The sequence below is a fragment of the Thermodesulfobacteriota bacterium genome (assembly GCA_040755095.1).
GTDB lineage: Bacteria > Desulfobacterota > Desulfobulbia > Desulfobulbales > JBFMBH01 > JBFMBH01.
Genome location: JBFMBH010000005.1, coordinates 19,686 through 45,935, shown reverse-complemented (window position 1 = coordinate 45,935; position 26,250 = coordinate 19,686). Strand labels below are relative to the sequence as shown.

The window sequence follows — 26,250 nt, the reverse complement described above, 5'->3', positions numbered from 1 at the left end:
CTACCATATAATATGGGCGCCATGCTGAGCCCTGTCCTCCTCCTGATCCTGCTCCTGGCCACGCTCTGGCCCCAGCCAGCCGGCGCCGCCGCCACCACGGCAGCCAATGTGGAGACGGCGGTGATCAAGGTCCTCGAGGTGGATGCCAACAGCATGGCCCTGGGCTACACCTCGGTCCTCCATTACGACCGCAAGGCCGAGGAGCTCTACGTCCTGCATTCCGGGGCCGGCGGCCGGATCGCCCTCTATGCCGGAGCCGACTACTTTCCGACCTTCACCCTGGGAGAGGGGCGCGAGCTGGGGCGGGCCTCGGCGGTGCTGGTGACCGGTGACGGCCTGCTCTACGCCGGCCGGGGCCCTCTGGCCCAGGGCGAGCTGCCGGCGATCAAGGTCTATGACGGCGCCTTCATCAAGGTGCGGGAAATGACCCTGGACGGCTTCGAGGGCGCCAGCGAATTCTCCCCCCGCCATCTGGTGGAAGGATCCCGAGGCCGCCTCATCATGGCTGGCAGCAACTATCCGGGTGCCCTGGTCCTGGACCGGGAGGGCCGGTTTCTCCACGTCATCGCCCCCACGGACACGGTGCGGGGCGGCCGCCAGGTGGCGGATATCATCGCCTTGGACACCGACCGGGAAGGGAATCTCTACCTCCTCAGTGAGGGCATGGGCAGGGTCTATGTCTACGACGCCGAGGAGCGCTTCCTGTTCCGGTTCGGCGAGAAGGGTGGCTCGTCAGGGAAGCTCGCCCGAGCCCGGGGGGTGGCGGTGGACGACCGGGCCGGCCGCATTTACGTGGCGGACTATTTGCGGCATGGGGTCAACGTCTACGACCTGAAGGGACGCTATCTGTTCGAGTTCGGCGGCCAGGGCTCGGGACGGGGGTGGCTGGCCTACCCGTCCGACGTTTGCGTGGACGCCTACGGCCGGGTCATCGTCGCTGACACCTTCAACAAGCGCGTGCAGGTTTTCGAGATCCATCAGAAGTAGCCCAGGCTTCCTGGGCGACTGGCCTGGGCACATGCCGGTGGGCCCACCGGCGGGAGGCGACGGTGGACAGCAAAGGTTATTGGGCAGGTATCGCGGGCGTGCTGGCAGCAAGTCTCTTGGTTGCCGTGCTGGAGGCCGGGGCCCAGCCCCCTGTCCTGACCAACGCCGACTGCAAGAAGTGCCATCCCGACCAGCAGAAGGCGATCTTCGAGGACGGCGAGCGCCACCGCACCCGGGTCACCTGCCTGGACTGCCACGTGGAGCACCCCCCCCGGGGCACGAACGCGGTGCCCGCATGCTCCCGTTGCCACCAGCCCGCTGCCAACAAGCACTTCGCCGCCCGGGCCGAGTGTCTGACCTGCCACCAGGATCCCCACCGGCCCCTGCTCATCACCTTCCGGGAGGATAGCGACAACAAGCCGGCCTGCCTGTCCTGCCACCCCTACCCCGGGGACGCCATGCAGGAATTCCCCAGCGCCCATGCCGAGGTGGACTGCTCCTTCTGCCACCCGGTGCACCGCACCTTCAAGACCTGCCTCAAATGCCACCAGGCCCATGTGGAGGGCATGGATTACGGCGCCTGCCTACGCTGCCACCAGCCCCATGAGCCGACCCATGTGGCCTGGTCAACGGACATCCCGTCCACGTACTGTGGCGGCTGTCACCCGGAGCAGCTGGAGCTGCAGCGGACCAACAAGACCAAGCACGGTGCCTTCATCTGCGTGTTCTGCCACCGCTTCGGCCACGGCCCGGACCTGCTGCCGGAGTGCCTGACCTGCCACGGCAATCCCCATGACAAGAGCATTGCCAACCCCACCAACTGCCTTTCCTGCCATATCGATCCCCACGCCATGATGATGTAGGCGTTTCACCTGCCTCGCCCTCTCAGAAGCTCGCCCTTCTCGAAGCGGTACCGGGCCTGAAGCAGCGTCCAGGTCCGTCTGGACGCGCCGTTGTCTGAGGGGTATTCCCCGCTCCTCCCCCCTTCGCCCACTCCGGATCTGTCAAGTCGCTTCATCTTCTGCCCGCCAGAGGTGAAGACATGCTCTCTTGCCGAAGCCATACCGTTTTCTTTACATTGAACAATGGCCAAAAACTGCCCATCGCCAAATCACCTGGGCTTACTGCATGCTAAGCATGGGCTTAGGCAAAAATAAACACTTATCCCATTCAATCCCCTTGGCAGCTATGATACACTGATTCCAAGGACTGGTTTCAACGCCATGAGCCCGAGTGACTGATCCGCGTAGCAGCAAAGCAGACGGCTGACGGATGATGAGCAGGTGCTCAGAGAAGAATACAGCACTTGCCTTATGGAATGAGGGATCGGAATCTGAGATAATTGGAGCAAGGAGTGCTCTCAACGACAACTCTTGGGGATGAGGAGGTCATTATGGGATGGACAGTACGCTCATTACCGGGATGAGGCCCAAATGAGCATAATGCGACCACAGGGAGGGATGTGACTTACCAACAACAACATCGCAGGTCATGCATCACCGACACCTCTTCTCGAAGAAGGAGCACTGACATGAAGAAGCTGTATGGTTCCATCGTTGCCTTCGGTTTCGCGCTGGCATTCTGCGGCTTGAGCGGGAATGCCGAGGCCCGGGTCACCGGCGTCTGCTCGGACTGTCACACCATGCACAACTCCCAGAACGGCGCCAGCATGGCCAATGACGGCACAAACACCCCGCAACGGGCCCTGACCCGGGGCGACTGCGTCGGCTGCCACAGCGGCACGGCGCTCCTGGGCGGCTCCAGCAACATCCCCCTGGTCCTGAAGACCGACGCTGCCCCCTCGCCGGTGACCAGCGTGCTGGCCGGCGGCAACTTCTACTGGGTGGCGGACGCCCAGGGTGATGTCGACAAGAAGGGCCACAACGTCAAGGGGATCGCCACCCAGGATGGCGCGGCCTTTGGCCTGACGCCCCCCGGCTGGAGCAACGACGCCACCTTCACCCCCACCGGCGGCTCGCAGGTGGCGGGCGGTGCCGCCTCCTGGGCCAGCCAGCTGACCTGCGCCGGCTCCTATGGCTGCCACGGCAAGCATGCGGCAGCGGACGACTTCCAGGACATCTCCGGCGCCCACCATGCCGATGATGCCACCCTCGACGGCAGCACCGTGGGCAAGAGCTTCCGCTTCCTGATGGGGATCACCGGCGTCGAGGACAACGACTGGGAGAACGAGACCAGCGTTGATCGCAACAAGTACAAGGGCAAGGACCGGATCAGCGACGAGCTGGCCTCGGTGGACAAGAGCACCATCAGCTTCCTGTGCGCCGAGTGCCACGGCAACTTCCACAGCGGCACCGGCAACACCGGCGTTGACTCCACCTTCGGCGCGCCCTGGCTGCGGCATCCGGTGGACTTCGACCTGAGCGACGCCACCGGCTCCGAGTACGCCGCGTACGTCGACAACGCCGAGGCGCCGGTGGGCGTGGTCAACCTGGCCGCAGCGGTCAATCCGGCGGTGGCCGGCCAGGCCATCGTCACCTGCATCTCCTGCCACCGGGCACACGGCACATCCTTCGACGACCTGCTCCGCTGGGACTACGCCACCATGAACGCCCACAATGCCGGCGCAGCTGCAGACTCGGGCTGCTTCAAGTGTCATACCAACAAGGACTAGATCTCCTGAGGAAGATCCTTTTCCGGGGCGGCTCCTCTCGCCATCTCCTCCCTCCTCCTGCCGCCCCGGGCCACATGACCGCGGCCCCCTGGCTCAGCCAGGGGGCCGCTCTTTTTCCGCCTATTCGACGGCCAGCAGGGAGACCGGCCGCCCCGGCAAGGGGATCTGCGCCCGCAGGGCGTCGGAGTTGAGATCCAGGACCGCCACGGCCTGGGTCCCCTGCACCGCCACATAGAGGCTGCCCCGCCGCAGGTGGCGAGCCATCTCCCCCAGCTGCGGCCCCACGAACACATCCTTGAGCACCGCGTGATGGCCCCGGGCCAGGGCCATGACGTTGCTGCTGCCGGCGTGGCTGACATAGACGCGGTCCTGCTTGCCGGCCAGCAGGGCCACCGGCTCCAGGCCCACAGCCACCCGCGCCAGATGCCGCCCCCGGTTGAGGTCGTAGATGGTCACGGTGCCGGACAACCGATCCGCCACATGGAGGAGGCCCTGCACCATCAGCATCTGGCCGGGCTCCATGCCCGAGTCAACGCCGGTCAAGGCGCCGGCACCGACCGGCGTCAGGCTGGCCGGCTCCAGCACCTCCAGGGTCTCGGGGTCGAAGAAGGCCACCAGCTGGGCCTGGGGCATGGCGACCGCCACCAGCTCCCGGCGCAGCCGTCCCGACTCCGCCTCGGCCACAAACAACACCCGTCCCGGACGCTGGCTCAAGGACTGCTGGCGGGCCACGAAGCCGGAGGTGACATCGATCTTCTGCAGGAGCGCCTGGTCGGTGTCGGTCACGAACGCCCAGCGGCCATCCCTGGACAGATCCCAGTACCGGGGCTCGGGCAGCCCTCCCAGGAAGGCCCGCGACAGCTGGCGGTTGCCGTAGGGGTCGTGGCCGGTGATCAGGCGAGTCTCTCTTGCCAGTATATAGAGGATGGGCACGGCGTCATCGTAGCGCAGCTGAGTGGGCCCGCCCCGGACCCCAAAGGCGGCCACCACGTGGTTGGTATCCATGCGCACCACGAATACCGTGTCGATATCGTCGCAGGCCACATAGAGGAGCTCCCGGGTCATGGCCGGCATCTGCGGCGTCACGGTCAGGACCGGGGTCCAGTCCTTGTCCTGGAGAGACGAGCGCACCCGCCAGTCCACCAGCAGGCAGGCCCGCTGACCGGCCACCAGCCGCATCTTGGCCTCAAAGCCCAGCTCCCGCTCCTCGGCCTGGCCCACCAGGCGGACGCCGTCGCCCCGTTCGGAGACCCGAGCCGGGCCGACGGTGCCCCGCAGCCGGGTGTAATCCCCGGGCGGCACCGCAAAAAAGCCCAACAGCATCTGACCCTCCCCCACGGCCTGGGCGCTGATCGTCTGGGGCCCCGGATCCAGGAGCAGCCATTCGACGCCATTGAAGAGGGCGAGCCCATTGAGCTCGAACGAAACCTCCGTGGCCAGCGGCTCCGAGGCGGTGAGATAGACGGCCAGGCCAGCGGCGTCGGCCGGCGGCACCTGACGCCCAGGCTTGCCAGGACCGGGGGTACAGGCAGCAAGCACCAACGCAAGAAGGAGGATGAAGGAGCGCATGCCTTGTCCATTAGTCGCCCCCCGCTGCCCTTGTCAAGGGATTTTCTCGCAACCGCGACCGGCAGCGGCATCTGGAAATGCCTCGGCCATTGTTCTATAATGGCTTTGTGGAGCTTCGGTGCCCCACCGGCGCCACACGCCACCCACCGTTCACAGGGAGCTGACTCCCACCCTCTCCATTGACGTCGCAGGATCGCCCCTCGGGCTTCCTGCTGATGGGCGAGGTCGCCAGGTGCGACCTCGTCTGCGCACACGATCGAGGCGTTGCGGTCGGCCCGGACCCTGACAAGCCCCCGATGGAGGAGGGAAGGCGTCAAGGTCCTCAGGTGGGGCGCTTCGTGCTCATTGCTCGCTGAGGATGCATCATGGCTGCTCCCAAGTACCTCGTTCTGGCCACCGGGCTGGCCGCTGCCCTGGCCGCCCTCGGTCCCGCTGCCCACAGCGCCCCGGCCGCTGATCCCAACGACCCGGAGGCGTGCTACGAATGCCACAAGCAGGAATGCGACGAGAGCTTGGCCAAGCCCTTCATCCATCTGCCGTTCCTGCGGCGCGAGTGCCACGTCTGCCATCTGGCCCCCACCCGGACCGCTACCAAGGGCGCCAGGGGCCGCGCCACCACGGACATGCCCCGCAATCTGCGCTGGCTGGGAGAAAGCGGTCTGGCGCAGCCCGAGCATGTGTTTGTGATCCCGCCGGCGGATGTGGACGATGTCCTCTATGTCAAGGCCAGCAATGGCCACGGCGGCCTGGTGAGCGAGCAGCTCGACCTGCCCCCTCTGGAGGACCTGCCCCCCCTGGTCAATGACCACACGCCGCCCCGGATCGCTGATCTCAAGGTCAAAGAGGTGCGGCGAGGGGTCTTCTACTCGGCCACCATTGCCTGGCGCACCGACGAGGTGGCGGACAGTCGGGTGCTCTACGGTGTCGGCGCCATGGACAACGAGTCCCCCACGGACAATGACCTGAGCCTCAAGCACGAAGTGCTCCTGTCCGGCCTCAAGGCCAAGACCACATACAGCTTCCGGGTGGCATCCCAGGACATGTTCGGCAATCGGAGCGAATCGCAGGCCATGGAGCTCTCCACGGCCACCTCGGTCTCACCGGTCGAGGTGGCGGCGGAGGCGGGCAGCGAGGTGATCGAGCTTGAGCACACCATCCTGCGCAACGGCGATCGCTACCTGGTCCGCTTCGCCGCCAACCAGCCAGTGCGCCTGGCCGTGGGAGCGCCGCCCCCGGTGAGGACAGCCGCGGCCCCCGAGCCACGAGCGCGGGCCAGCAAGCCGGACGACCATCCTCCTTTGCGGAGTGAGCTCGAGACCAACATCACCATCTGCTACACCTGCCACAAGGAAGCCAAGGACGTCCTCTCCCATCCTGTGAACGTCTACCCCCGGGAAGGGATGACCATCCCGGAGGAATACAACACCCTGGAGGACGGACGGATCACCTGCAACTCCTGTCATGCCGACCATGGCGCCAGCATTGAATTCCGGCTGCGCAAGCCGTCCAAGAAGGAGCTGTGCATCGGCTGTCACAAGGATCTCGCGTAGGCGGGCGGCAGCAGCGGATGCTTTCCGGTCCGGCGCCGCCACCATCTGCGAACGGGAATAGAGAAGGGAACCAAGGGGACCACCCAAGCGTTGCGAGGAGGGGGGAATGCCGCACTACAAGCGCAAAAAGCTCAATCTCAACGTCAAGAGGCAATTCCAGGTCTGGCTCCTGGTGCGCATCCTGGGCACCATCATCCTCAGCTCCCTGGTGGCGGCGCTGATCCTCTATTTCTATGCCCGCCACGAAACGGCCGCCTCCTTCTACGAGGCCCATCTGAAGATCCGCCGGGTGAGCGACCTCCTGCTGCCGGTGGTGATTGCCGGCTCTCTGGTCAGCCTCCTGGGGGGAGCCTTGCTCGCGATCTTCCTGCCCCAGAAGATCGCCGGCCCCATGTACCGGATCGAGCAGGATCTGCAGGCCGTCCAGAGAGGGGACCTCACCGTCCAGGTTCGCCTCCGGGAGCATGACACCATGAAGGACCTGGCCGCGACCATCAATGCCACGCTGGCCAGCCTGCGGGACGGCCTGCGGGAGGTGCGGAACGGGGAATCAGCCGCGGCACAGGCCCTGGAGCAGGAAGACCTGAATCGGGCCCGCCAGGCCCTGGCGGCCTGTCGAGAGCGCCTGGAGCGGTTCATGCTCTAGACCGGCGCCCGAAGCAGCTCCAGACTCCTGCCAACACAAAAGGGGCCTTGCGGCCCCTTTTGTGTTGATGCCCCCCTGGACTTCGACGGCCTTCTCAGACATCCCGCCCCATCTCTTCCATGGCGTGCACGAAGCGCACCAAATCGGTGCGGGAATGGATGTCCAGCTTCTTCATGATGTTGGACAGGTGCACCCGCACCGTCTTGGAGCTGATGCACAGGATATCGCCAATCTCCTGACTGGTCTTCCCAGCCACCGCCAGGCGTACCACCTCCTTCTCCCGGGGAGACAAGGTGTCCCAGGGGCTCCTCTTGGCGGCTTCGTCACCGGCCGCCAGGAAGGTGCGGACAATCTGGTCGGAGATGCCAGGGCTCAGGTAGGTCTTGCCCTCCACCACCGATTGCACGGCCAAGGCCAGCTCGTTGAAGGAGGCCGCCTTGAGAAGGTAACCGCTGGCGCCGGCCTGGAAGCTCTCGTGAACATACTGGCTGTTGTGGTACATGGTGAGAATGATCACCTTCACCTCGGGGGAGCGCTTCTTGATCTCCCGGGTGGCGGCGATCCCCCCCATTCCGGGCATGGAGATGTCCATGAAGACCACATCCGGGTGGCAGCGCTCCACCAGGGCCAGGGCCTCGCGGCCGTCGGCTGCCTCTCCCACCACCTCGAACTCATCGTTGAGGGACAGGAGCTCTTTCACCCCCTGCCTGAGAATGGTATGATCGTCGACGATCATGATCCGGACCATAGGGCTGTGCCTCCGTTCCGCTCCCGGCCTGCTGGCGATCCGAGCTCCGACCGAACAGGAACGTCCTTTCAGGACGCCCAGTTACCAGAAACCATCATACTCTGCCCCCTGGACTGAAATCAACCAGGGTTGCGCACCGGCGGCCGGCAGTCATTCCAGGCCCAAACCGGCACTCCGCCCGCACCACGCCAGCCCGGGACGCCTCCTGCTTCCACCATCTCCATGCGGTCCCGCGTCAGAGCCCCAGGTCCGCCGACTCGATCGCCGCCCCCAGACGGCTGGCCAGCGCCGCCTCATCGGTGAGGTCGTAGCGCAAGGGCGTAAGGGTGATGTAGCCTGCAGCCAGGGCCGCCCGATCCGAAACAGCCTCGGCTGGGGGAGGCGCCTCGCCGGCCAGCCAGTAATAGGTGTTGGCCCGGGGGTCCTGGCGTCGCTCGTAGCGCTCCCGGGGCGCGCCCAGGGCCTGGCGCGCCCAGCGCAGGCCGCGTATGGCTTCCCGGGGCAACGCCGGCACATTGACGTTGAGGATCGCCGGACCGGGACCTGCTCGCCAGCCCCCCCAATCCACCAGTCGAGCGGCAACCTGAGCTGCCAGGGAGAAATCCACGTCCTCGTAGGTATCCAGGGAAACGGCCAGGGCCGGGATGCCCAGGATGCCGGCCTCGGTGGCCGCCGATACCGTGCCGGAGTACAGAAGGTTGATGCCGACATTGGGACCGCGGTTGACGCCGGAGACCACCAGGTCCGGCGGTCTCTCCAGAAGCTCGGCGACGGCGATCTTCACGCAGTCTGCGGGGGTGCCGCTGACTGCCAGCCAGGGATCGCCGGCGTCCCCGGGCAGGCGGCGCACCCGAAGTGGTGTATGCAAGCTGATGGCATGACCGACAGCGCTCTGCTCGCTGTCCGGTGCCACCACCCTCACCTGGTGGCGGGGTGCCAGCGCCGTCCATAAGGCCACGAGGCCCGGGGCATGGATGCCGTCATCGTTGGTGATGAGGATCTGCATGGCTCAGGTCATCCCCTCCGGCCGGGGACGGGACGATGGGGGGCCAAGGCATTGGCCAGGCGGACGAACTCGGCCACCCCCAGCTCCTGGGCCCGCCGCTCCCCGGCCCAGCCCAGACCAGTGGTCGCCTCCTCCACCAGCGACCGCTCAAGGCCCAGGCCAGCGGACAGGGCATTGGCCAGCGTCTTCCGGCGCTGGCCGAAGGCGGCCTTGACCACCGCCCTTAGCCAGTCGGGATCGTGCAACGGGAGGTTGGCCACTGCCGGTGGCGGAGGGAGGAAGGTGACCCGCACCACCGCGGAATCCACCCGGGGCCTGGGGTGAAAATGGGCCGCCCCCACCGTGAACAGGGTCTGGACCCGGGCGCAGGCCCCCAGCAGCACCGAGAGGATACCGTAGTCCCTGGAGCCGGGAAGGGCGGCCAGGCGGGTCGCCACCTCCTTCTGGAGCATGATCACCGCCCAGGCCACGGCGGACCGCAGATCCAGAAGGCGGAACAGGAATGGCGACGATACCGAATAGGGCAGGTTGGCGACGATCTTGAGCGGCCGTCCCTCTTCCGCGGCCAGGGAAGCCAAGTCGAAGTGCAGCAGGTCGGCGTGGAGGAGGCGGACGTTGGCGGCCAGGCCGGCGGCCTCTTGGTGCCAGCGCACCAGTCCGGCATCGATCTCCAACCCCACCACGGTATGGGCCCGGGCGGCCAGAAGATTGGTGAGAGCGCCAAGCCCGACCCCCAGCTCCACCACCAGATCGCCGGCCTCAATCCCTGCCTGGTCGACGATCCTCTGCGCCAGCCCGGGATGGACCAGAAAGTTCTGCCCCAGCCGGCGGCTGGGGGCGAGGCCCTGCCGGTCCAGCACCTCGCGAACCGTGGACCGGCCTTCCCCAGGCCCATCCTGCCCCGGCGCTTCCGGGCGCCGACCACGGCGACTCATGGCGGCTACTCCTCCGATGTCCGGGCGGCACCAGACCGCAACGGTCGCCGTTTGGCCAGCATCCGGAAGAAACGCCAGGCCACGAAATAGCTCACCAGTCCAAACGGCAGGGCAAGAACCGCACCGCCCACCAGAAGCACCGACAAGCTGTCGAGACCCAGCCGACAGACGGCGGACAGCCGTTCCAGAAAGGGAGCCTCGGAAAGGACGCAGGCCACCACCCCCTGGACTTGACTCCAGCACAGCCCTCGTCGCAAGAGGGCCTCCCCCAGCCACCAGGACAAATAATACTGGAGGACAAAGGTTGCCGGGTTGCTGACTAGCCAACTGGCCAGGATTCCGGCCAGGGTGCTGGCCCGGCAGGCCAAGGTCAAAGCGATGATCAGGAGGGAATGCAGAGGGATGGTGGGGGTGATGCCTATGAAGACGCCGATGGCCACTCCCAGGGCCAGCCCCCGAGGCTCACCCCGGAGCCGCTGCAGCCGCAGGGAGTAGTAGCGCAAAGCCCGGCGAGGCTGCAACAGGGCCATAGGCGTCCCTAGACCGCAAGAAGACCGCCCGGAAATGAAGAGCGGGAGTAGACATCAGCGTCCAAGGCCGATGGCAAGCCGGGATCGTACTTGGCAAGCCCAGCCAAGGCGATCATGGCAGCGTTATCGGTGCACCAGGCCGGCGCCGGCAGCCAAACCGCCAGCCCGGAGGCAGTGGCCCGGGCCGCGAGCAGTGCACGCAGCCGCTCGTTGGCCGCCACCCCGCCGGCCAGGGCCAACCGCGGACAGCGACACTGTGCCGCCGCCCGCAGCAGCTTGGCAACCAACACCTCCACTACTGCCTCCTGGAAGCCGGCGCAGACCTCCCCGGGGCTGACCGGTCGGCCCGCCCTCGCCTCCTGCCAGACATGCTGGGCCACGGCGGTCTTGATGCCGCTGAAGCTGAAATCCAGGCTGTCCTCTTCCAGCAGGGCTCGGGGGAAACGGATCGCCGCCGGATCCGCCCCCTGCGCCGCCGCACTCACCAGGGGACCACCCGGATAGCCCAGGCCAAGGATCTTGGCCACCTTGTCGAAGGCCTCACCGGCAGCGTCATCCCGCGTCTGACCCAGAAGGCGGAGCCTCGCAGGCGCCTCGACCAGGAACAGGCTGGAGTGCCCGCCGGATGCCACGAGGCAGACGAAGGGGAAGGCAGGCGGATCCTCGGTCAGGAACACGGACGCGACATGACCGGCCATGTGATTGACCCCCACCAGGGGCAGCCGGCGCACGTAGGCAAGGGCCTTGGCAAACGAGAAGCCCACCAGGAGCGAGCCCACCAGGCCCGGCCCCTGGGTAGCGGCCACGAAGTCAATGGCCTCCAGGCCAACCCCGGCCCCATCCAAGGCGGCAAAGACCACCGGGGCAACGGCCTCCATGTGCCGGCGGGAGGCCAGCTCCGGCACCACGCCGCCGAAACGGCTGTGGATCGCCACCTGGGAGTCCACCACCGAGGCCAGCACCCGACCGTCCTCGGTCAGCACCGCGGCCGCTGTCTCGTCGCAGGAGGTCTCGATACCCAGGACCAGCATAGCTCACCGGAGGCGCCTGCCGGCATCCGGCAACAGGGCGTCTGTCAACAGCCCGCCGCCGGCTCATCCCGGCGGTCAGCCTTGGGATAAGAGCCCAGCCAGACAAAGGCGGTGCACGCCTCCCGCAGCCGCTGGCAGCCGTCCTGCACCACGTCGTCGTCGTAGTGTCCCTCCAGATCCAGGAAGAACAGGTAGCTCCAGGGCTGATCCCGGTTGGGCCGGGACTCGATGCGGGTCAGGTTGATGTGGCGGTCGGCCAGGAGGCTCAAGGTGGCCTGAAGGGCACCCGGACGGTCCATGAGACCGATGAGCACCGAGGTCTTGTCACGGCCGGTTCGCATGGGGGACTGGCGGCCAATGACCAGGAAGCGGGTCGTGTTGCCGGCCCGATCCTCGATGCGGGGCGCCACCACCTGCAGCCGATACCGCTTCATAGCCTCGTGGCTGGCGATGGCAGCCACGCTCCCGTCCTGGGCTGCCAGCTGCGCAGCGAGCGCGGTGCTGAGCACCGGCTGACAAGGGATCCCAGGCAGGTTCTTCTGCAGCCAGCCCCGGCATTGGGCCAGGGCCTGGGGGTGGGAGGTGACCGTCCGGATCGCCTCCCGGTCACCGGATCGGCACAACAGATGGTGACGGATCGGCAGGTACAGCTCGGCGACAATCTGCACCCGGCACCGGATGAAGCCATCGAGCGTGGAGGTCACCGAGCCCTCGATGGAATTCTCCACCGGCACCACGCCGTACTCCGAGCGGCCCCGAGCCACATCCTCGAAGATGTCCTCGGCGCTCTCCCTGGGCAGAAACAACGCTTGCCGGCCGAAATGAAGCTCAGCCGCCTCCTGGGTGAAGGTGCCCTCAGGGCCGAGGTAGGCCACTGTCGTCGGCCGCTGCGCCAGGCGGCAGGTGGTGATGATCTCGTGAACTATGCTGTGGAGCGCGTCCTCCGGGAAGACACCACGGTTCTGTGCTGCCAGCCGTTCGTGAATCTGCTGCTCCCGCCGCGGATCCCAACTGGCCCGATTGTCTTGCGCCTTGAGGCGGCCGATCTCCCGGGCGCAGGCCAACCGCTCATGGAGGAGACCCAGGAGCTGGCTGTCAATGGCATCAATCCGATGCCGGATGGCATCCAGATCGTCGTCCAGATCGTGCTCGATGGTCATGGCAACGGTCGAAGAAGGGACAGGGCAACACGTCGTTCCAGGTCACAGGAGAGCCAGAACTGTAAAGCATCCGGCCGGCCTTGGAAAGGAAAATCCTTGCGGCCGGCCGGATCCAGGCGGCCGGCCCGGGCAGGAATAGCCTTGAAAAGAACAGCAAAGTATTCTACTGTGCAGCAGCCCAGCCGACTGCCATCATCCCCTGGCCCGGCCTGCTGGCCGCTCCCTGACCCGCTCCGGACGCGCCATGAAGATCAAAACCTGGATGACGAAGGATCCGGTCACCATCGATCGGCGTGCCCTCCTGCAGGATGCGGCGCAGCTGATGCGCAAGCACTCGATCCGTCACTTGCCGGTGATGGACAGCGAGGAGCTGGTGGGGTTCATCACCGAGAGCGACCTCCGGCAGTTCTTCTTTCCTTCGATGATGGAAGACATCCCGGTGGAGCAGGTGATGATCATCAACCCCATTACCATCAACAGCAGTGCCAACATCGAATCGGCGGCCAAGCTGATCCACGACTACAAGATCGGTGGCCTGCCAGTTCTGGAGAAGAAGCGGCTGGTGGGCATCATCACCGCGACCGACATCCTCTCGTCCTTCATCGAGGTCATGGGGGTGCTCAAGGCCTCCTCCCGTCTGGATATCGTCATTGGCAAGAAGGGCGGTCTCGCCGAGGTCACCCGCATCATCAAGGAGCACCATGGCGAGATCATCAGCTTCGCCACCGAAACCCATTCCTCCCGTCGCAAGATCTACTATTTCCGTCTGGAGAAGGGCGACATGGATCCCATCGTTGACGCCCTGGAGCGGGCTGGGCACAAGGTCCTGTCGGTCATGAGCTGACAGCGCCAGTCCCTGGCCCGCCCCGGAGGCGCCTGCGCGGCCGATCCCGTGCTCGGCCCCGACCCTTCTTCCGCCCCTCTTCCCGGTATGACCAGGCCGCAAGGCCAACCCTGTCCATGAGCGAACAGCCCTGCATCAAAACGTATGAAGAGATCAATCGCCGGATTCTGGCCGGCGAGGCGGTGGTGGTGACCGCAGAAGAGATGGTGGAAGTCGTGCGGCGCGTCGGTCCTGAGGACGCGGCCCGCAGCGTCGACGTCGTCACCACCGGCACCTTTGCCCCCATGTGCTCCTCAGGGGCCTTCATCAATTTCGGCCATGCCAAGCCCACCATCAAGGGCTCCCGGGTCTGGCTCAACGACGTTCCGGCGTACGCCGGCCTGGCAGCGGTGGACATCTACATCGGCGCCACCGAGCCCAGTGAAGATGACCCCTTGAACAAGGTCTTCCCAGGGGAGTTCCGGTACGGCGGCGGCCACGTCATCGAGGACCTGGTTGCCCGGCGCAAGGTGCGCTTGCGGGTCGAGGGCTACGGCACCCATTGTTACCCCAACAAGCGGCTCGACCGGGAGGTCACCCTGGACGACCTGCCCTACGCGCTCCTGTGCAACCCCCGCAACGGCTACCAGAACTACAACTGCGCCATCAATCTTTCCGACCGCACCATTTACACCTACATGGGGACCCTGAAATCCCAGGGCCGCAACGCCACATACTGCAGCGCCGGCGAGCTGAGCCCACTCATGAATGACCCCCTGTACCGGACCATCGGCCTCGGCACCCGCATCTTCCTGGGAGGCGGAATCGGCTATGTCACCTGGCACGGTACTCAGCACAACCCGGATCAGGCCCGGCGCAAGAACGGCACACCACGCCGGCCCGCCGGTACCCTCATGGTGCAAGGGGACCTCAGGGCCATGCATCCCCGTTGGCTCCGCGGGGTGAGCATGCAGGGGTACGGCAGCTCGCTGGCCGTAGGCCTGGGAGTGCCGATCCCGATCCTGGACGCGGCCATGGCCGCCTTCACCGGGGTTTCGGACGGCGATCTCCTCACCCAGGTGGTTGACTACGCCTACGACTACCCGAACGGCGTCGCCCGCAACTACGGCGAGGTCTCGTACGCCCAGCTCAAGAGTGGTGTGATCGAGGTGGCCGGGAAGAAGATCCCCACCGCGCCCTTGTCGAGTGTGGTGCGGGCGCGGGAGATCGCGGAGACTCTGAAGCGATGGATCGTGGACGACAAGCTCCTCCTCACGCAACCGATCACGCCCCTGCCGTCCTCTCTGGCTTCCCCAGCCAAGACTGGCTGACGGGTGGGCCGGCGGCGGCCGCGGTCTGGCCCCCGGCCCTGGCCGCCAAACTTCGGCATCTTCACGACCTGTTGGGCGGAGGCGGACTGCTGGCCGTAGCCTTCTCCGGCGGCGCGGACAGCACCCTGCTCCTGGCCACCGCCCTTGCCGCGCGACCCGGCCGGGTCCTGGCTCTCCACGCCCACTCCATTCTGCAGCCTCCCGCGGACCGGGGCTGGGCCGAGACCGTGGCCCGCGGCCTGGGCGCCGCGGTCACCGCAATCCGGACGTCGCCTCTGGACTGGCCTGAGCTGGTGGCCAACCCAGCCGATCGCTGTTATCACTGCAAGCGGCGGCTGTATCAGGCCTTCCTGGCCCATCTGGCCGGCGCCGGCGGGGGCAGTCTGGTCGATGGCACCAATGCCGATGACACCAGGGAGACCCGGCCAGGCCGGCGTGCCCTGGCCGAGCTGGGCGTCGGCACTCCCTTGGCAACGGCCACCCTGACCAAGGCCGAGGTCCGGGAAGCGAGCCGGCTCCTGGGCCTTGTCACCTGGAACCGGCCGGCCGGCTCCTGCCTGGCCACCCGCCTGGCCAGCGGCCTGGCGGTAACCCGGGAAAGGCTGGCCCTGGTGGCCGAGCTGGAGGCCGTGCTGAAGGCCTGTGCTATCGGTGACTGCCGGGTGCGCCTGGTGGCCGATGCAGCTTGCCGCATCGAGATCACCGCTGGCGATTTCCCCCGGATAGCGGATCCCGCCTGGCGGCGGTCTGTAGTCACGCGCTTCGATGCGCTGGGTGTCCAGGAGGTCACCGTCAATCTGGCCGCCCGCGACACCTGTTAGCCGGCTGCAAAGGCGCTTTGCTGGCCATTTTTTTGTTTGACAACCGACTTCGATTTGCTACAATCCGGCTCTGCATCGCGGTGAGGGGCCTGTGACAGACGCCGACGCACATGAGAACCTGGCTCGAACCCACAACACACTGAGGAGGAAGGCAGCATGAACAAAAGTGACTTGGTGGAGAGAATGGCCAGTGAAGCCGACATCAGCAAGGCCGCCGCGGAAAAGGCTCTCAACGGCCTGATCGATGGCATCGTCGATGCCCTCGGCAGCGGGGATCGGGTAACGCTGGTTGGCTTCGGCACCTTCTCAGTGGCGGAGCGGGCTGCTCGCCAGGGGCGCAATCCCCGCACCGGTAGCATGATGAAGATCGAGGCCCGCAAGGTGGCACGCTTCAAGCCGGGCAGCCGGTTGACGGACAATATCAAGTAGTACGGTTCGTAAGGTGTATTCGAGACAGGAGACGGCGTAAGGCGGATACAGCTCATCGTGTCGGGACGTGGCTCAGCCTGGTAGAGCACAGCGTTCGGGACGCTGGGGTCGGTGGTTCGAATCCACTCGTCCCGACCACACGCGCTGGGAAAGCCCCCGGGGGAAGATCCTCCGGGGGCTTTCTTATTTCCCTCCGTCTTCACCCCGCCCTGTCTCCAGCACCCGCACCAGGAGCTGCCCCGCGGCCAGGCGCACCGACAGCTCCTGCCCCCTGGCCACCTGCCCGCTGTCCCGCACCACCACCCCGTCCGGTGTCGTCCGCACCAGGGCGTAGCCCCGTCCCAGCACCGCCAAGGGACTCACTGCCTGCAACACCCCGACCAGTCGCTCCAGCCGGCTGCGGCCGAAAGCCAGTCTCTGGCGCATGAGCTGATTCAACTCCCGGCGCAGGTGCTCCCGACGTTGGGCCTGCCGGAAGAGGCGCTCTGCGGGACTCTGCGAGCCCAGCAGCGCCTGCAGCCGAAGCAGGGCGCCGGTGCCTGCCTGCAGGCGGGCAATCATGGCCTGCCGCAGCCCCTGGACACCATAGTCGAGGCGCAAGAGCTGGTGATCCAGGAGCGCCCGCGGGTCGCCCAGGGCCCGGCGCAGGCCGACAAGCGCCTGCCGCTCCTGGACAAGCCGCCGCCCGAGCGCCCGCCCCAGACGTCCCTCCAGCTCGCAGATCGCCTCCAGGAGCCGGCGCCGATCCGGCAGGACCAGCGCCACGGCGGCGGTAGGGGTGGGGGCGCGAAGATCGGCCACGAGATCGGCAATGGTGAAATCGGTCTCGTGGCCCACCGCCGAGACGACCGGAATGGTCGAGGCCGCGATGGCCCTGGCCAGGCCCTCGTCGTTGAACTGGGCCAAGTCTTCTGCCGAGCCGCCCCCTCGGCACAAGACGATAACGTCCGCCGGCCGCAAGGCCTGGATCCGGGTCAGGGCTTCCACCATCTCGGCGGCCGCTCCCTCGCCCTGCACCCGTGCCGGATGGATATCGATGGCCACCCCGGGGCAGCGCTGGCGGGCCAGCCGCAGGAAGTCAAACAGGGCGGCCGCGGCGGGCGAGGTGATGAGGGCGATCCGCTCTGGCAGGACCGGCAGCGGCCGCTTGCGCTCGGCAGCGAAAAGGCCCTCCGCGGCCAGCCGCCCCTTCAGGGCCTCGAAGGCCAGCTGCAGGGCCCCCACCCCGCGGGGCTCCATGAGATCCACCACCAGCTGGTACTCACCCCGCGGCTCGTAGACCGACAGCCGTCCCCGGCAGACGACTTCCAGCCCATCGGCCGGGGTCATGGCCAGGTAGCGCAGCTGCGGCTTGAAGAGCACCGCCTTGAGCTGGGCCTCCTGGTCTTTCAGGGAAAAATAGAGGTGACCGGACAGGGGCCGGCGCAGGTTGGAGATCTCGCCGGCAACGGCGACAAAGGGGAAATGGGCTTCGATGAGGCCTCGGATGGATCGGGTCAGCTCGCTGACCGTCTGCACCGGAATGGTGGTGGCGAACATGGTCTGGTCTCTTACCACGGCCCCGCCCGGCCGTCAAAACCCGCGGCCAGAGCCGGATTTGATTTTGACAACCCTGTCGGCCTGTGTCACAATCCACCTTTTCGATGGCGGCCATGTCTCGTGCCGCGATCCCCGTCGCTTGTGATGTCGTCCCGAAGAGGACAGATGCCCCCGGCGGCCGTGCCGTTGGACAGCGAGGAATGCATGGCAGACGACAGTGCCTTCAGCAAGAAGCGGCTGGAAACCCTGGTGGCCGAGAAGCAGGGCCTCCTGGAGCAGCTGAACGTGCCTCCTCGGGCCGCTGCCTTCCTGAGGGAGCACGCCCTGAAGCTGCAGGTCGCCGGCGTGGTCGTGGTGCTGGCTGTGGTGGGCTGGCAGGCCTTCTCGGCCTGGCAGGAGCGCACGGCAGATGAGGGAGCGGCCCGGTTGGCTTTGGCCTTGGAGGCTGTCGACAGCGGCGAGCGCCAACGGCTTCTGGCCGAGGTGGGAGATCGGTACGGCAGCACTGGCGCCGGGTTGTGGGCGCGGCTGGAGCTGGGCCATCTGGAACGGCAGGCCGGACGCTTGGACGAGGCCCTCAGCCATTACCGGGCGGTGGCGGAAGAGCTGAACAGGAAGAGTCCCCTGGCTCCCCTGGTGGAGCTGGCCCTGGCGGTCACCCTGGAGATCAAAGGGCAGCCTGGCGAGGCCATGAGCCACTACCAGGGCCTGGCCGCCTGGGACGGCTTTGCCGAGCAGGCCTGCCTGGGCATGGGGCGGCTCCACGAGGCCCAGGGGGCCTTGGACCAGGCCCGTCAGACCTACGAGGCCTATCTCGCCCGGGCCGACCAGAACAGCGCCCTGCCCAAGGAGCGGGTGGCGGAGCGCCTGGCTCGCTTGAAGGCGCAGTAATTCCTCCCAGTACCCTCATGGAGACGATCGCTTCGCCTGCTGCCATGTCCGGCTGGTCCAAGGCCGCCCGGGCCAGCGGCCGCACCCTGGCCCTGGTGCCCACCATGGGCGCTCTCCATGCCGGCCATCTGGCCCTCATGGCCGCTGGCCACCGGCACGCGGATCGGGTGGTGGCAAGTCTTTTCGTCAATCCACTGCAATTCGGGGCCAACGAGGACCTGGAGCGCTACCCGCGGGATCTGACCCGGGATACCGCCCTGGCTGCCAAGGCCGGTGTCGATGTTCTCTTCACCCCTCCAGCCGCCGCCATGTATCCCCCCGGCCACCGGACCCGCATCCGGGTCGAGGGGGTGGGCGCGGGGCTGTGCGGGGCCAGTCGGCCGGGGCATTTCGAAGGGGTGGCCACTGTGGTAGCCAAGCTCTTCCACATCGTCGCGCCCCACGTGGCCATCTTCGGCGAGAAAGACCGGCAGCAGCTGGCAGTGATCCGCCGCATGGTGCAAGACCTGGACTGGGACCTGACCGTGGTGGGCCATCCCACGGTGCGGGAAGCGGACGGCCTGGCGATGAGCTCCCGCAACCGCTACCTGAGTGATGAGCAACGGCGGGGGCCAGCCCTGGCCCTTTGGCAGGGGCTGCAGCTGGCGCGCCAGCTGGTGGCGGCCGGCGAGACCGCGTCCGAACGGCTGGAGGAGGCGGTCCGGGCCTCCATCGCCGGCCACCGCGGCACGCGCATCGACTACGCCACCATCGTCGACCAGGAGACCATGGACCGCCAGCAGATCGTGGACCGCCGCTCGATTCTGGCCATGGCAGTCTGGATAGGGGAGACCCGCCTCATCGACAACGGGCTCTTGCTGCCCGGCGAGGAGCAAGGCCGGTCATGATGCGCTCGATGCTGAAATCGAAGATCCACCGGGCCACGGTTACCGACGCCAACCTCCGGTACGAGGGGAGTCTGACCGTGGACCGGGCCCTCATGGACGCCGTCGGCCTGCTGCCGTTCGAGGCGGTGGATGTCTATGACATCAACAACGGAGAACGGTTCAGCACCTATGTGATCGAAGGCCCGCCCGACTCGGGAATCATCTGTGTGAACGGCGCCGCCGCCCGCAAGGTGGCGGTCGGCGACCTGGTGATCGTGGCCAGCTACGCCTTCTATTCCGATGCCGAGCTGGCGGATTTCCAGCCGGCCATCATCCTCCTGGATGCAGACAACCGCATCCGCCGCCAGCTCGCCCCCCACCCCTTCGCCGACGCCGACCGCGAATAGGCCCCGGCGCCCGGCGTTCTTCCCTGCGGGCAGCAGCCTTGTGTCCTGCCCCCTCCCGCGTCAGCTGCCCGGAAAGCGATCGGCCAGAAGCTTGAGGATGGAGCTCAGGTTGTGGCCAGCGGTGGTCAGACGGTAGCCCTTGTCCGTCCCCTGCTCGATGACTGCCGATTCGCGCAGGATCTTCAGGTGAAAGACCACCTTGGTGTGGTCATCCACGCCCAGCTCCCGCGTCAATTCCATGAGCCGCATGCCGGGGACCCGGGCCAGCGACGAGATGATACCCCGCCGGATGGAGTTGGAAAGGCTCTGGATGGCATGGTCCAGCTGCAGCTGGCCCAGGCTCTCCTCGAACCGGGCGTCCTCCAGCGCCTTGCGGATCGCCACCAGGAGATTGGGAATCTTGAACGGCTTGGCGATGTAATCACTGGCCCCCCGGTGAATGGCATCCACGGCATTCTCCACCGTGGCAAAGGCGGTGAGCATGATGATCCGCATCCGCGGCCTGGTCAGCCGCAAAGCCGTCAGGAGGTCAGTCCCCTTGATGCCCGGCATCATCACGTCCAGCAGCGCGACGTCGAAGCTCTCCGCTCGCAGCAGCTCCAGGGCCTCATTGCCGTTGGAGGCCGCCGCCACCTCGTAGCCGGCCTCGGCAAGGACCTCCTCCAGATTGGTCCTGAACTCCGTATCGTCATCGACAAGCAGGATCCGCTGCATGGCCCCTCCAGACAGGTAGAGTGATGAATGCTGTAGCCCCGCCGCCCGGTCTGTTCTCCAGCCGCAGCATCCCACCGTGCTGCCGGACGATCCAGTAGGAGACGAAAAGCCCGAGACCAGTGCCCTTGCCGGGCTCCTTGGTGGTGAAGAACGGATCCATGATCCGGCCGAGCTGTGCGGGCGGAATACCTGCGCCCTCGTCGCTGATGGCGATCTCGACCTGGTCGCCCAGGCACTGGCCCGTGATACTGACCCGGCCGCCGGCGGGCATTGCCTCGACGGCGTTGATCAGCAGATTGGTGAACACCTGTTGCAGCCGCGAGGGATCGCCTGGCACCTCCGGGAGGCCTTCGCACCGCAGATCGACCACCACGCCCCCCAGACGGTCCTCGATGAGGGCCAGACTGTGGGAGAGAACCTCGCAAAGTCCGAGGGGCTGGGTGCTGCAGCCGGGGCGGTCGGGGCGGGAGAACTGGAGAAGCTCCCGGGCGATGGTGGAGGCCCGCTCGATGTTGCGCTCCGCCGACAGCAGCTTGGGCAGACAGGCCTGCCGGTCCTCCTCCGAGCGGGACTCCAGCCTCTGGAGCAGAACCTGGAGATTGAGGGAGGCACTGGCCAGGGGGTTGTTGATCTCGTGGGCCACCCCGGCTGCCAGGGTGCCCAGAGAGCGGAGCCGCTCCACCTCCAGCAGCTGGCGGGCCAGGCGTCGCTCTTCGGTAACGTCCCGGAAGACCCACACCGCGCCCAGTCGGATCTGGCTCTGGTCAAAAATGGGCGTCGCCGCCACGGCGATCGGCCGTTCCTGGCCGCTGCGGCAGCGTAGCAGCGCCTCCTGAAACCGCCCTTCGCTGTGGCCGGTGTCCGCTGCCTGCGGCTCGGCGATGGGCAGGGGCCCACGGGAGGCCTCATCCAGCAGCGGCAGCACTTCGGCCACCGTCCTGGTCATGGCCTCGACCGGATCCCAGCCGGTCAGCTCCGCGGCCACCCGGTTCATGAGCACGACCCGACCGCCAGTATCGGTGGCCAGCACCCCTTCGGCAATGGCCGCCAGGGTCACCGCCAGCCTCTCCTTCTCGGCAGCCAAGCTCTCCTCCATGAGCTTGCGCTCGGTAATATCGGTGGCGATCTCCATGCGTACCATGCGGCCATCCAGCCAGGGAATGGCCTGATCCCGCAGGTCGTACCAGCGACCGGTGACCGGGTTCCTGGTCTCCCACTGGCAGACCCCGGTGGGCCAGCCGGCTTCGTCCAGGAGCCGATCGTTCGTGCAGAAGGAGCAGGGACCGGTCTGCCCCTCCTGCAGGGCCGCGTAGCACAGTCGTCCCTCCACCTCGCCGAAGGCTTCCCTGACCTTGCGGTTCACCACCAGCAGCTCGTAGGTGGTCATGTCGGCAACATAGACCGCCGCATCCAGGCTGTCGAAGACGGTCAGCAGCCGCTCGTGGGCCTCTACCAGCCGCTGCTCCGCCAGCTTCCGGTCGGTGATGTCGAGGAGCATGATCTGCTGCGAGAACGAACCGTCAGCGTGCTGCACCGGCGTGCTCACCGCGTAGTACCAGCGGCCGTTCCTGGGGGCGCGCCCCTCGACGCGCAGCGTCTCCCGGACCACCCCGGCATCCCGCACGCACCAGGGGCATGGGGGAACGACATCATGGAGGGCCTCGAAGCACTGCTCGCCGGTGGCGTCACGCCCCAGGTGCTCGATGAGGCGCTGGTTCATGAATTGGATCCGCCCCCTGGCATCGACCAGATAGAGGAAACCGTCAAAGGCTCGCACGATGGCGGCCATGCGGGCCTCGCTCTCCTGCCACTGGCGCTCCGCCTGATGGCGACGCTCCATCTCCGCTGCCAGCTCAGCATTGGCCTCTTCCCGGGCGACGATCCCCGCCTCCAGCGCGCTGATGGTCCCAGTCAGGCGGGCCGCCATGCGGTTGAAGCTGTCGGCCAGGAGTCCCAGCTCGTTGTCGCTGGCGAATTCCACCCGCCGCGACAAATCGCCGCTGCTGATGGCCTGGGAAACTCTGGCCAGAAGCTCGATGGGCGCCACGATCCGCCGCCGCACCAGGATGGCCAGGGTCGCCACCAGGCCCACCGCCAGGGCCACACACAGGGTGATGGTCAGGGAAAGAAAGAGGGTGAAGCCCACGGCCTCCAGGAGGGGCCTTTCCGTCACAATGACGAGGCGTTGGCCGCCCAGCGCCACCGGCCGAGAAGCGGACACCACCCACCTGCCGGACAGGCCCTGCCGGAGCCCCTGCCGCTCCGGCAGCATGGTCCGGGTGCCGCGCAGCACCACGGATGGATCCCGATGGGCCACCACCGCGCCGCTCGCGTCGACGAGATACGCCTCTCCCTTGTCCCCGATCCGCAGCTGGGTGATGAGCCCCCACAGCTCCCGCAGGCGAATCTCTGCTGCCAGCACCCCGCGGCGGCGGTCCTGCACCAGATCCTGAATCGGGACCGCCATGGTCATGGTCGGCTCCCCCAGGTCCGCGTGGAAATGGACCGGTCCGAAATACGTCGCAGAGCTGATCATGGGCACGACAAATGCGTCATCCTGGGAGCGATCCCGCAGGTCAGGGCCGGTGACCACCGCAGTCCGGGATACCCGCGCCCGCTCTACGCCACGGCTGTCGAGAAGCGCCAGCTCCTGGAATGCTTCCTGGGGGTGGTCGGTCGAGCTCATGCGATGGGAGCGCGCGTGCTCCAGGAGCCAACGCTGCTGGTCGAGGCTCAGGGAGACCAGACGCTCCGTGCCCAGCACCGTCAGGAGGTGATCCTCGAGGCGCTCGAAATAGCTGACGATGGTCGCCGCCACCCGCTCCGAGATCTCCATCTGCAGGCGCACAGCCTGCTCCAACTGCAGGGACCAGCTCTGCCACAGGAAGACAACGCCCAGGATGTGCAACGGCCCCAGGCTCAGCAGCAGGAAGGCTCCCGTCAACTGGCGCCGGAGGCTCCGGGACGATGACCGGCCGGTCACAGCAGCAGGTCCTCGTTCATTGCACGATGATGTCGGCCTGGCGCAGGACCTCGTCCGCAATGGTCACCCCGGCGGCCCTGGCGGTGCCCAGGTTGATGCCCAAGCGGTACTCGGCGGGCTCCACCGGGATCTGCGCGGGCGGCACGCCCTCCAGGATGCGCCTGGCCAGGCGGCCGGCCCGCCGGCCCGTCTCGGTCAGATCCTGGCCAAAGGACACCATGACCCCGCCCTCGACCTGGGAGGTGGCGGAGGAGAGCACCCAGCCTTGCGCGATGGCCACCTCGGTGAACAGCTTGACCAGGCGAATCAGCTTGGGTGAGTTCAGAAGCCACAAGGCATCGATGTCCCCGGGGAGGCCGTCCGAAACCGACCGCAGCTGGGTCTCGTCCTGGATCTCCCGGACGAGCAGCTCCACGCCCAAGGGAAAGGCGGCGTCCTGGAGCTCGGCCAGACACTGCTGGGCACTGGGGTCGGCAGGCAAGAGAGGAACCAGCAGGCGGCGCGCGTGGGGCACTGCCCGCAGATGCCACTCCAGGGCCTTGCCTGCATGCCCACCGCCCTGGATCCCGGTCATGAAGCCACCGGGCCGCATCGGGTTCTCCATTAGCCCGGAAGCCAGGACGTTGAATACCGGCGCGAAGACCACCGGTACGTCCCGCCCGGCCAGGACCTCCTTGGCCTGAAGAGCCGTAGGCGTGGAGGTGACGAACACCAGGTCCACCTTGCCTGCCACCATCTCCCGAAGGGCGGCGTCCACCTGTTCAGGGCCCGCCAGCTGTCCAGGATCGACAAAGCGCACCCCCCGGCCGGCCCCGGGCTGCTCCCGGCCGAACTCCTCCCGGAAGCCCGCCACCGCCTTGCCCATGGCGGGGTTCGCATTGACGATGCCCACCACCGGGACGGGCTTCTCTTCCGGCCCCATCCCGCATCCCACCAGCATGGCCAGGCCGAGCACCAGGCTCAGCCCTCGGGTGCTGCGCACGATCGCTTCCCTCCTTCCGGATCCGCCCCGCGAACAGGCGGCTCCACCGGTCACGTCCAGCGGGCCGAGCCCCGGTCAGGTTCAGAATAGCAACCCGGGCGGTGGATGGCAATCATGGCTCCGACATTGCCAAGGCCGCGCCACCCATGCAGCTTTCGCTGCCCTCTGCCTGCCTGGCTGCTGGCTCGCGCCACATGTGAAGCTGATTCACGCACGATCCAGGAAACACACAGCTCTCTTCTCTTGTCCGGCGGCTGGCCATTGCCTAGCATGGAAGCATGGATCACACTGCGCGCCCCGACTTGTTGAACGATCAACACCGCGTCGACCAGGAGAAAAAATGCCGCCAACCGCTCTTGTCGTCCTGATCACGAGCCTTCTTCTTGCCCCCCATCTGTGGCGGCCGCCGTCTGCCCCCGCTGCCCAACCGGAGGCGGCAGGGATCACGGCCGATTCCCAGGCGGGCCCCGTGCACAAGGCGCCGATGTCCCGTGATGACCAGGAGAAGAGGGCCATGGCCCTCTTCTCCACCATCCACGACCTGGCGCAAGGACCGGACCGGACCGCGAACCTGGGGCGGATGACGGATCTGTACCAGGAGATCATCGACCAGTGTCCGGATGTGCCCCTGGCCCAGGAAAGCTACTGGCGCCTGATCGAGATGGATCTGCGGGACTATCAGCCGCCCCGGGTGGCGGCAGCGCTGGCACGCCGTGCCCAGCTCCGAAGCCGCTATCCCGCCTCCCCGGTGCTGCCGGCCGCAGAGATCTCCATGGCCAGGGCGTTGTATTTGAACGGCTCCTGGGCCGAGCTCCTGCAGTTGTCTGCTACCGCCACCGCATCCCCGGACAGGATCGACAGCAAGTCGCCCCTGTGGCTGTTCTACCGTGCCGAGTCCCAGAGCCAGCTGGGCGACCTGACGGCAGCCCGCCAGGGATTCCAGACATTGATCGACCGCTACCCCGATGGGCAGTTGGCCGGCCGGGCCCGGCAGCGCCTCGCCGAGCTGCCGGGAACCGGCGCAGCTGCCCCGTGATCGTTTTGTACGGGACGGCAGCCGGACAGGAGGAGAGCCAGCCATGGAAACGCGCCAGTACTGCCGTCTTGACCGCCCGCTGGTCCTGAGCCTGCGGCGGCAAGGATCCCAGGCTCCCTTTTGCATGGCCCAGAGTCAGGACCTGAGCCAGGGTGGCCTCTGTCTGGTCTGCGAGCAGTGCCTGCCTCCAGGAGCCCACCTGGAGCTGGTGGTCCAGTTTCCGTTCCGCCTGACCTCCCGGGTTCGCCTCAGCGGCCGGGTGACCTCATGCACCGAGGTCGGAGCAGGGCACCGCCGCCTCTTCCGTCTGGGCGTCGCCTTCTGCCAGCTGCCCTCGGATCTCTTTCTGGAGCTGTCCCTGTTTCTGGACAGGCTCGCGGCCCAACGTGCCCCCTGCCGTCCGACTCCCCCCAGCCGGACCCTGCGCAACGCCGGAAACGCTGGCTGAAAGGTCCTGCCCCGGCCCCGCCCCAGGAACGTTACGAGAAGTCCCTTCCCACAAGGTCAAGCTTCCGAGAAATGGCTTCCATTGTCCTGGCAGGGGCTATTTCGTACTATGGGATTATGGCTTGAGTGTTGCCAGCTCACGCCAACCCCTAGAAAAGACATCGGAACAGTGCCGCGATAAAGGGAA

25 protein-coding genes and 1 tRNA gene are annotated in these 26,250 nt (G+C 66.9%); 15 read left to right on the top strand and 11 right to left on the bottom strand.

The annotated features are described in order from the left end of the window. Window positions 1-21: 21 nt before the first annotated feature. The 3 genes from AB1634_02005 to AB1634_01995 all read left to right on the top strand — a co-directional run bounded on the left by AB1634_02005 (window position 22) and on the right by AB1634_01995 (window position 3,619). Entirely contained in the window at window positions 22-987 is a 966-nt protein-coding gene (locus tag AB1634_02005; protein ID MEW6218291.1) for a hypothetical protein, read from the top strand. 98 nt (window positions 988-1,085) lie between these two features. Then, on the top strand, window positions 1,086-1,850 hold the full coding sequence (locus tag AB1634_02000) for a hypothetical protein (protein MEW6218290.1): 765 nt from the start codon (window positions 1,086-1,088) through the stop codon (window positions 1,848-1,850). Window positions 1,851-2,518: 668 nt separating this feature from the next. Next, a complete protein-coding gene (locus tag AB1634_01995) occupies window positions 2,519-3,619 on the top strand; it encodes a cytochrome c3 family protein (protein ID MEW6218289.1) in 1,101 nt (366 codons plus the stop codon). A gap of 120 nt (window positions 3,620-3,739) precedes the next feature. Here the strand turns inward: AB1634_01995 and AB1634_01990 are convergent, their stop codons facing one another. Beyond that, a complete protein-coding gene (locus AB1634_01990) occupies window positions 3,740-5,188 on the bottom strand; it encodes a hypothetical protein (GenBank protein MEW6218288.1) in 1,449 nt (482 codons plus the stop codon). A 365-nt stretch (window positions 5,189-5,553) separates the two neighbouring features. On the opposite strand from AB1634_01990, the gene AB1634_01985 reads away from it, so the two are divergent. Together AB1634_01985 and AB1634_01980 are read left to right on the top strand one after the other, a co-directional pair. Next, window positions 5,554-6,738, top strand: coding sequence for a cytochrome c3 family protein (locus tag AB1634_01985; GenBank protein MEW6218287.1), 1,185 nt, complete (start codon window positions 5,554-5,556; stop codon window positions 6,736-6,738). 106 nt (window positions 6,739-6,844) lie between these two features. Beyond that, window positions 6,845-7,384, top strand: a complete 540-nt coding sequence (locus AB1634_01980; protein MEW6218286.1) for a methyl-accepting chemotaxis protein — start codon at window positions 6,845-6,847, stop codon at window positions 7,382-7,384. Window positions 7,385-7,478: 94 nt separating this feature from the next. Here AB1634_01980 and AB1634_01975 read toward each other — a convergent pair whose 3' ends face one another. The 6 genes from AB1634_01975 to pheA form a co-directional block, all read right to left on the bottom strand. Further along, entirely contained in the window at window positions 7,479-8,132 is a 654-nt protein-coding gene (locus tag AB1634_01975) for a response regulator transcription factor (GenBank protein ID MEW6218285.1), read from the bottom strand. 235 nt (window positions 8,133-8,367) lie between these two features. Beyond that, complete coding sequence (gene surE / locus AB1634_01970; protein MEW6218284.1) at window positions 8,368-9,138, bottom strand: 5'/3'-nucleotidase SurE; 771 nt, start codon at window positions 9,136-9,138, stop codon at window positions 8,368-8,370. Between the two features lie 8 nt (window positions 9,139-9,146). Beyond that, window positions 9,147-10,073 (bottom strand): 16S rRNA (adenine(1518)-N(6)/adenine(1519)-N(6))-dimethyltransferase RsmA, encoded by a 927-nt coding sequence (gene rsmA, locus AB1634_01965; protein ID MEW6218283.1) that lies wholly within the window; start codon window positions 10,071-10,073, stop codon window positions 9,147-9,149. A gap of 5 nt (window positions 10,074-10,078) precedes the next feature. Continuing rightward, complete coding sequence (locus AB1634_01960; GenBank protein MEW6218282.1) at window positions 10,079-10,603, bottom strand: DUF2062 domain-containing protein; 525 nt, start codon at window positions 10,601-10,603, stop codon at window positions 10,079-10,081. Window positions 10,604-10,611: 8 nt separating this feature from the next. Then, window positions 10,612-11,634: a tRNA (adenosine(37)-N6)-threonylcarbamoyltransferase complex transferase subunit TsaD gene (tsaD, locus tag AB1634_01955; GenBank protein ID MEW6218281.1), complete on the bottom strand. Its 1,023-nt coding sequence runs from the start codon at window positions 11,632-11,634 to the stop codon at window positions 10,612-10,614. Window positions 11,635-11,678: 44 nt separating this feature from the next. Then, entirely contained in the window at window positions 11,679-12,794 is a 1,116-nt protein-coding gene (gene pheA, locus AB1634_01950; protein MEW6218280.1) for a prephenate dehydratase, read from the bottom strand. A gap of 244 nt (window positions 12,795-13,038) precedes the next feature. On the opposite strand from pheA, the gene AB1634_01945 reads away from it, so the two are divergent. From AB1634_01945 to AB1634_01925, 5 genes are all read left to right on the top strand, one after another. Beyond that, window positions 13,039-13,638: a CBS and ACT domain-containing protein gene (locus AB1634_01945; protein MEW6218279.1), complete on the top strand. Its 600-nt coding sequence runs from the start codon at window positions 13,039-13,041 to the stop codon at window positions 13,636-13,638. Window positions 13,639-13,754: 116 nt separating this feature from the next. Continuing rightward, a complete protein-coding gene (locus AB1634_01940) occupies window positions 13,755-14,948 on the top strand; it encodes a homocysteine biosynthesis protein (protein ID MEW6218278.1) in 1,194 nt (397 codons plus the stop codon). Window positions 14,949-15,019: 71 nt separating this feature from the next. Continuing rightward, complete coding sequence (locus AB1634_01935; GenBank protein MEW6218277.1) at window positions 15,020-15,769, top strand: TIGR00268 family protein; 750 nt, start codon at window positions 15,020-15,022, stop codon at window positions 15,767-15,769. Between the two features lie 156 nt (window positions 15,770-15,925). After that, entirely contained in the window at window positions 15,926-16,198 is a 273-nt protein-coding gene (locus AB1634_01930) for an HU family DNA-binding protein (GenBank protein ID MEW6218276.1), read from the top strand. 61 nt (window positions 16,199-16,259) lie between these two features. Next, window positions 16,260-16,336, top strand: a tRNA-Pro gene (locus tag AB1634_01925). Between the two features lie 45 nt (window positions 16,337-16,381). On the opposite strand, the gene xseA is transcribed toward AB1634_01925, so the two are convergent. Then, window positions 16,382-17,737, bottom strand: a complete 1,356-nt coding sequence (gene xseA / locus AB1634_01920; GenBank protein ID MEW6218275.1) for an exodeoxyribonuclease VII large subunit — start codon at window positions 17,735-17,737, stop codon at window positions 16,382-16,384. A 204-nt stretch (window positions 17,738-17,941) separates the two neighbouring features. Between xseA and AB1634_01915 the strand changes: the two genes are divergently transcribed. The 3 genes from AB1634_01915 to panD are packed head-to-tail and all read left to right on the top strand — an operon-like array spanning window position 17,942 to window position 19,901. After that, window positions 17,942-18,628 (top strand): tetratricopeptide repeat protein, encoded by a 687-nt coding sequence (locus tag AB1634_01915; GenBank protein MEW6218274.1) that lies wholly within the window; start codon window positions 17,942-17,944, stop codon window positions 18,626-18,628. A gap of 17 nt (window positions 18,629-18,645) precedes the next feature. Beyond that, window positions 18,646-19,515: a pantoate--beta-alanine ligase gene (gene panC, locus AB1634_01910; GenBank protein ID MEW6218273.1), complete on the top strand. Its 870-nt coding sequence runs from the start codon at window positions 18,646-18,648 to the stop codon at window positions 19,513-19,515. Then, window positions 19,512-19,901 (top strand): aspartate 1-decarboxylase, encoded by a 390-nt coding sequence (gene panD / locus AB1634_01905; GenBank protein ID MEW6218272.1) that lies wholly within the window; start codon window positions 19,512-19,514, stop codon window positions 19,899-19,901. The genes panC and panD overlap by 4 nt, the downstream gene beginning before the upstream one ends. Before the next feature lie 60 nt (window positions 19,902-19,961). Here the strand turns inward: panD and AB1634_01900 are convergent, their stop codons facing one another. Genes AB1634_01900 through AB1634_01890 form a run of 3 tightly spaced genes read right to left on the bottom strand, consistent with a single transcriptional unit; the run spans window position 19,962 to window position 24,580 of the window. Beyond that, window positions 19,962-20,615 (bottom strand): response regulator, encoded by a 654-nt coding sequence (locus tag AB1634_01900; protein ID MEW6218271.1) that lies wholly within the window; start codon window positions 20,613-20,615, stop codon window positions 19,962-19,964. Continuing rightward, window positions 20,590-23,559: an ATP-binding protein gene (locus tag AB1634_01895; protein ID MEW6218270.1), complete on the bottom strand. Its 2,970-nt coding sequence runs from the start codon at window positions 23,557-23,559 to the stop codon at window positions 20,590-20,592. The genes AB1634_01900 and AB1634_01895 overlap by 26 nt, the downstream gene beginning before the upstream one ends. Before the next feature lie 55 nt (window positions 23,560-23,614). Further along, the gene (locus tag AB1634_01890; protein ID MEW6218269.1) at window positions 23,615-24,580 is read right to left on the bottom strand and encodes an ABC transporter substrate-binding protein; all 966 of its coding nucleotides are present in this window, start codon (window positions 24,578-24,580) and stop codon (window positions 23,615-23,617) included. Between the two features lie 340 nt (window positions 24,581-24,920). On the opposite strand from AB1634_01890, the gene AB1634_01885 reads away from it, so the two are divergent. Then, window positions 24,921-25,616, top strand: a complete 696-nt coding sequence (locus AB1634_01885) for a tetratricopeptide repeat protein (protein MEW6218268.1) — start codon at window positions 24,921-24,923, stop codon at window positions 25,614-25,616. A 43-nt stretch (window positions 25,617-25,659) separates the two neighbouring features. Beyond that, window positions 25,660-26,064, top strand: a complete 405-nt coding sequence (locus tag AB1634_01880; GenBank protein MEW6218267.1) for a PilZ domain-containing protein — start codon at window positions 25,660-25,662, stop codon at window positions 26,062-26,064. Window positions 26,065-26,250 lie beyond the last annotated feature (186 nt).

Coding starts and splice junctions, on each gene's coding strand:
- AB1634_02005 (MEW6218291.1), top strand. CDS start 22: ATGCTGAGCCCTGTCCTCCTCCTGATCCTGCTCCTGGCCACGCTCTGG.
- AB1634_01995 (MEW6218289.1), top strand. CDS start 2,519: ATGAAGAAGCTGTATGGTTCCATCGTTGCCTTCGGTTTCGCGCTGGCA.
- AB1634_01990 (MEW6218288.1), bottom strand. CDS start 5,188: ATGCGCTCCTTCATCCTCCTTCTTGCGTTGGTGCTTGCTGCCTGTACC.
- AB1634_01985 (MEW6218287.1), top strand. CDS start 5,554: ATGGCTGCTCCCAAGTACCTCGTTCTGGCCACCGGGCTGGCCGCTGCC.
- AB1634_01980 (MEW6218286.1), top strand. CDS start 6,845: ATGCCGCACTACAAGCGCAAAAAGCTCAATCTCAACGTCAAGAGGCAA.
- AB1634_01975 (MEW6218285.1), bottom strand. CDS start 8,132: ATGGTCCGGATCATGATCGTCGACGATCATACCATTCTCAGGCAGGGG.
- surE (MEW6218284.1), bottom strand. CDS start 9,138: ATGCAGATCCTCATCACCAACGATGACGGCATCCATGCCCCGGGCCTC.
- rsmA (MEW6218283.1), bottom strand. CDS start 10,073: ATGAGTCGCCGTGGTCGGCGCCCGGAAGCGCCGGGGCAGGATGGGCCT.
- AB1634_01960 (MEW6218282.1), bottom strand. CDS start 10,603: ATGGCCCTGTTGCAGCCTCGCCGGGCTTTGCGCTACTACTCCCTGCGG.
- tsaD (MEW6218281.1), bottom strand. CDS start 11,634: ATGCTGGTCCTGGGTATCGAGACCTCCTGCGACGAGACAGCGGCCGCG.
- pheA (MEW6218280.1), bottom strand. CDS start 12,794: ATGACCATCGAGCACGATCTGGACGACGATCTGGATGCCATCCGGCAT.
- AB1634_01945 (MEW6218279.1), top strand. CDS start 13,039: ATGAAGATCAAAACCTGGATGACGAAGGATCCGGTCACCATCGATCGG.
- AB1634_01940 (MEW6218278.1), top strand. CDS start 13,755: ATGAGCGAACAGCCCTGCATCAAAACGTATGAAGAGATCAATCGCCGG.
- AB1634_01930 (MEW6218276.1), top strand. CDS start 15,926: ATGAACAAAAGTGACTTGGTGGAGAGAATGGCCAGTGAAGCCGACATC.
- xseA (MEW6218275.1), bottom strand. CDS start 17,737: ATGTTCGCCACCACCATTCCGGTGCAGACGGTCAGCGAGCTGACCCGA.
- AB1634_01915 (MEW6218274.1), top strand. CDS start 17,942: ATGGCAGACGACAGTGCCTTCAGCAAGAAGCGGCTGGAAACCCTGGTG.
- panC (MEW6218273.1), top strand. CDS start 18,646: ATGGAGACGATCGCTTCGCCTGCTGCCATGTCCGGCTGGTCCAAGGCC.
- panD (MEW6218272.1), top strand. CDS start 19,512: ATGATGCGCTCGATGCTGAAATCGAAGATCCACCGGGCCACGGTTACC.
- AB1634_01900 (MEW6218271.1), bottom strand. CDS start 20,615: ATGCAGCGGATCCTGCTTGTCGATGACGATACGGAGTTCAGGACCAAT.
- AB1634_01885 (MEW6218268.1), top strand. CDS start 24,921: ATGCCGCCAACCGCTCTTGTCGTCCTGATCACGAGCCTTCTTCTTGCC.
- AB1634_01880 (MEW6218267.1), top strand. CDS start 25,660: ATGGAAACGCGCCAGTACTGCCGTCTTGACCGCCCGCTGGTCCTGAGC.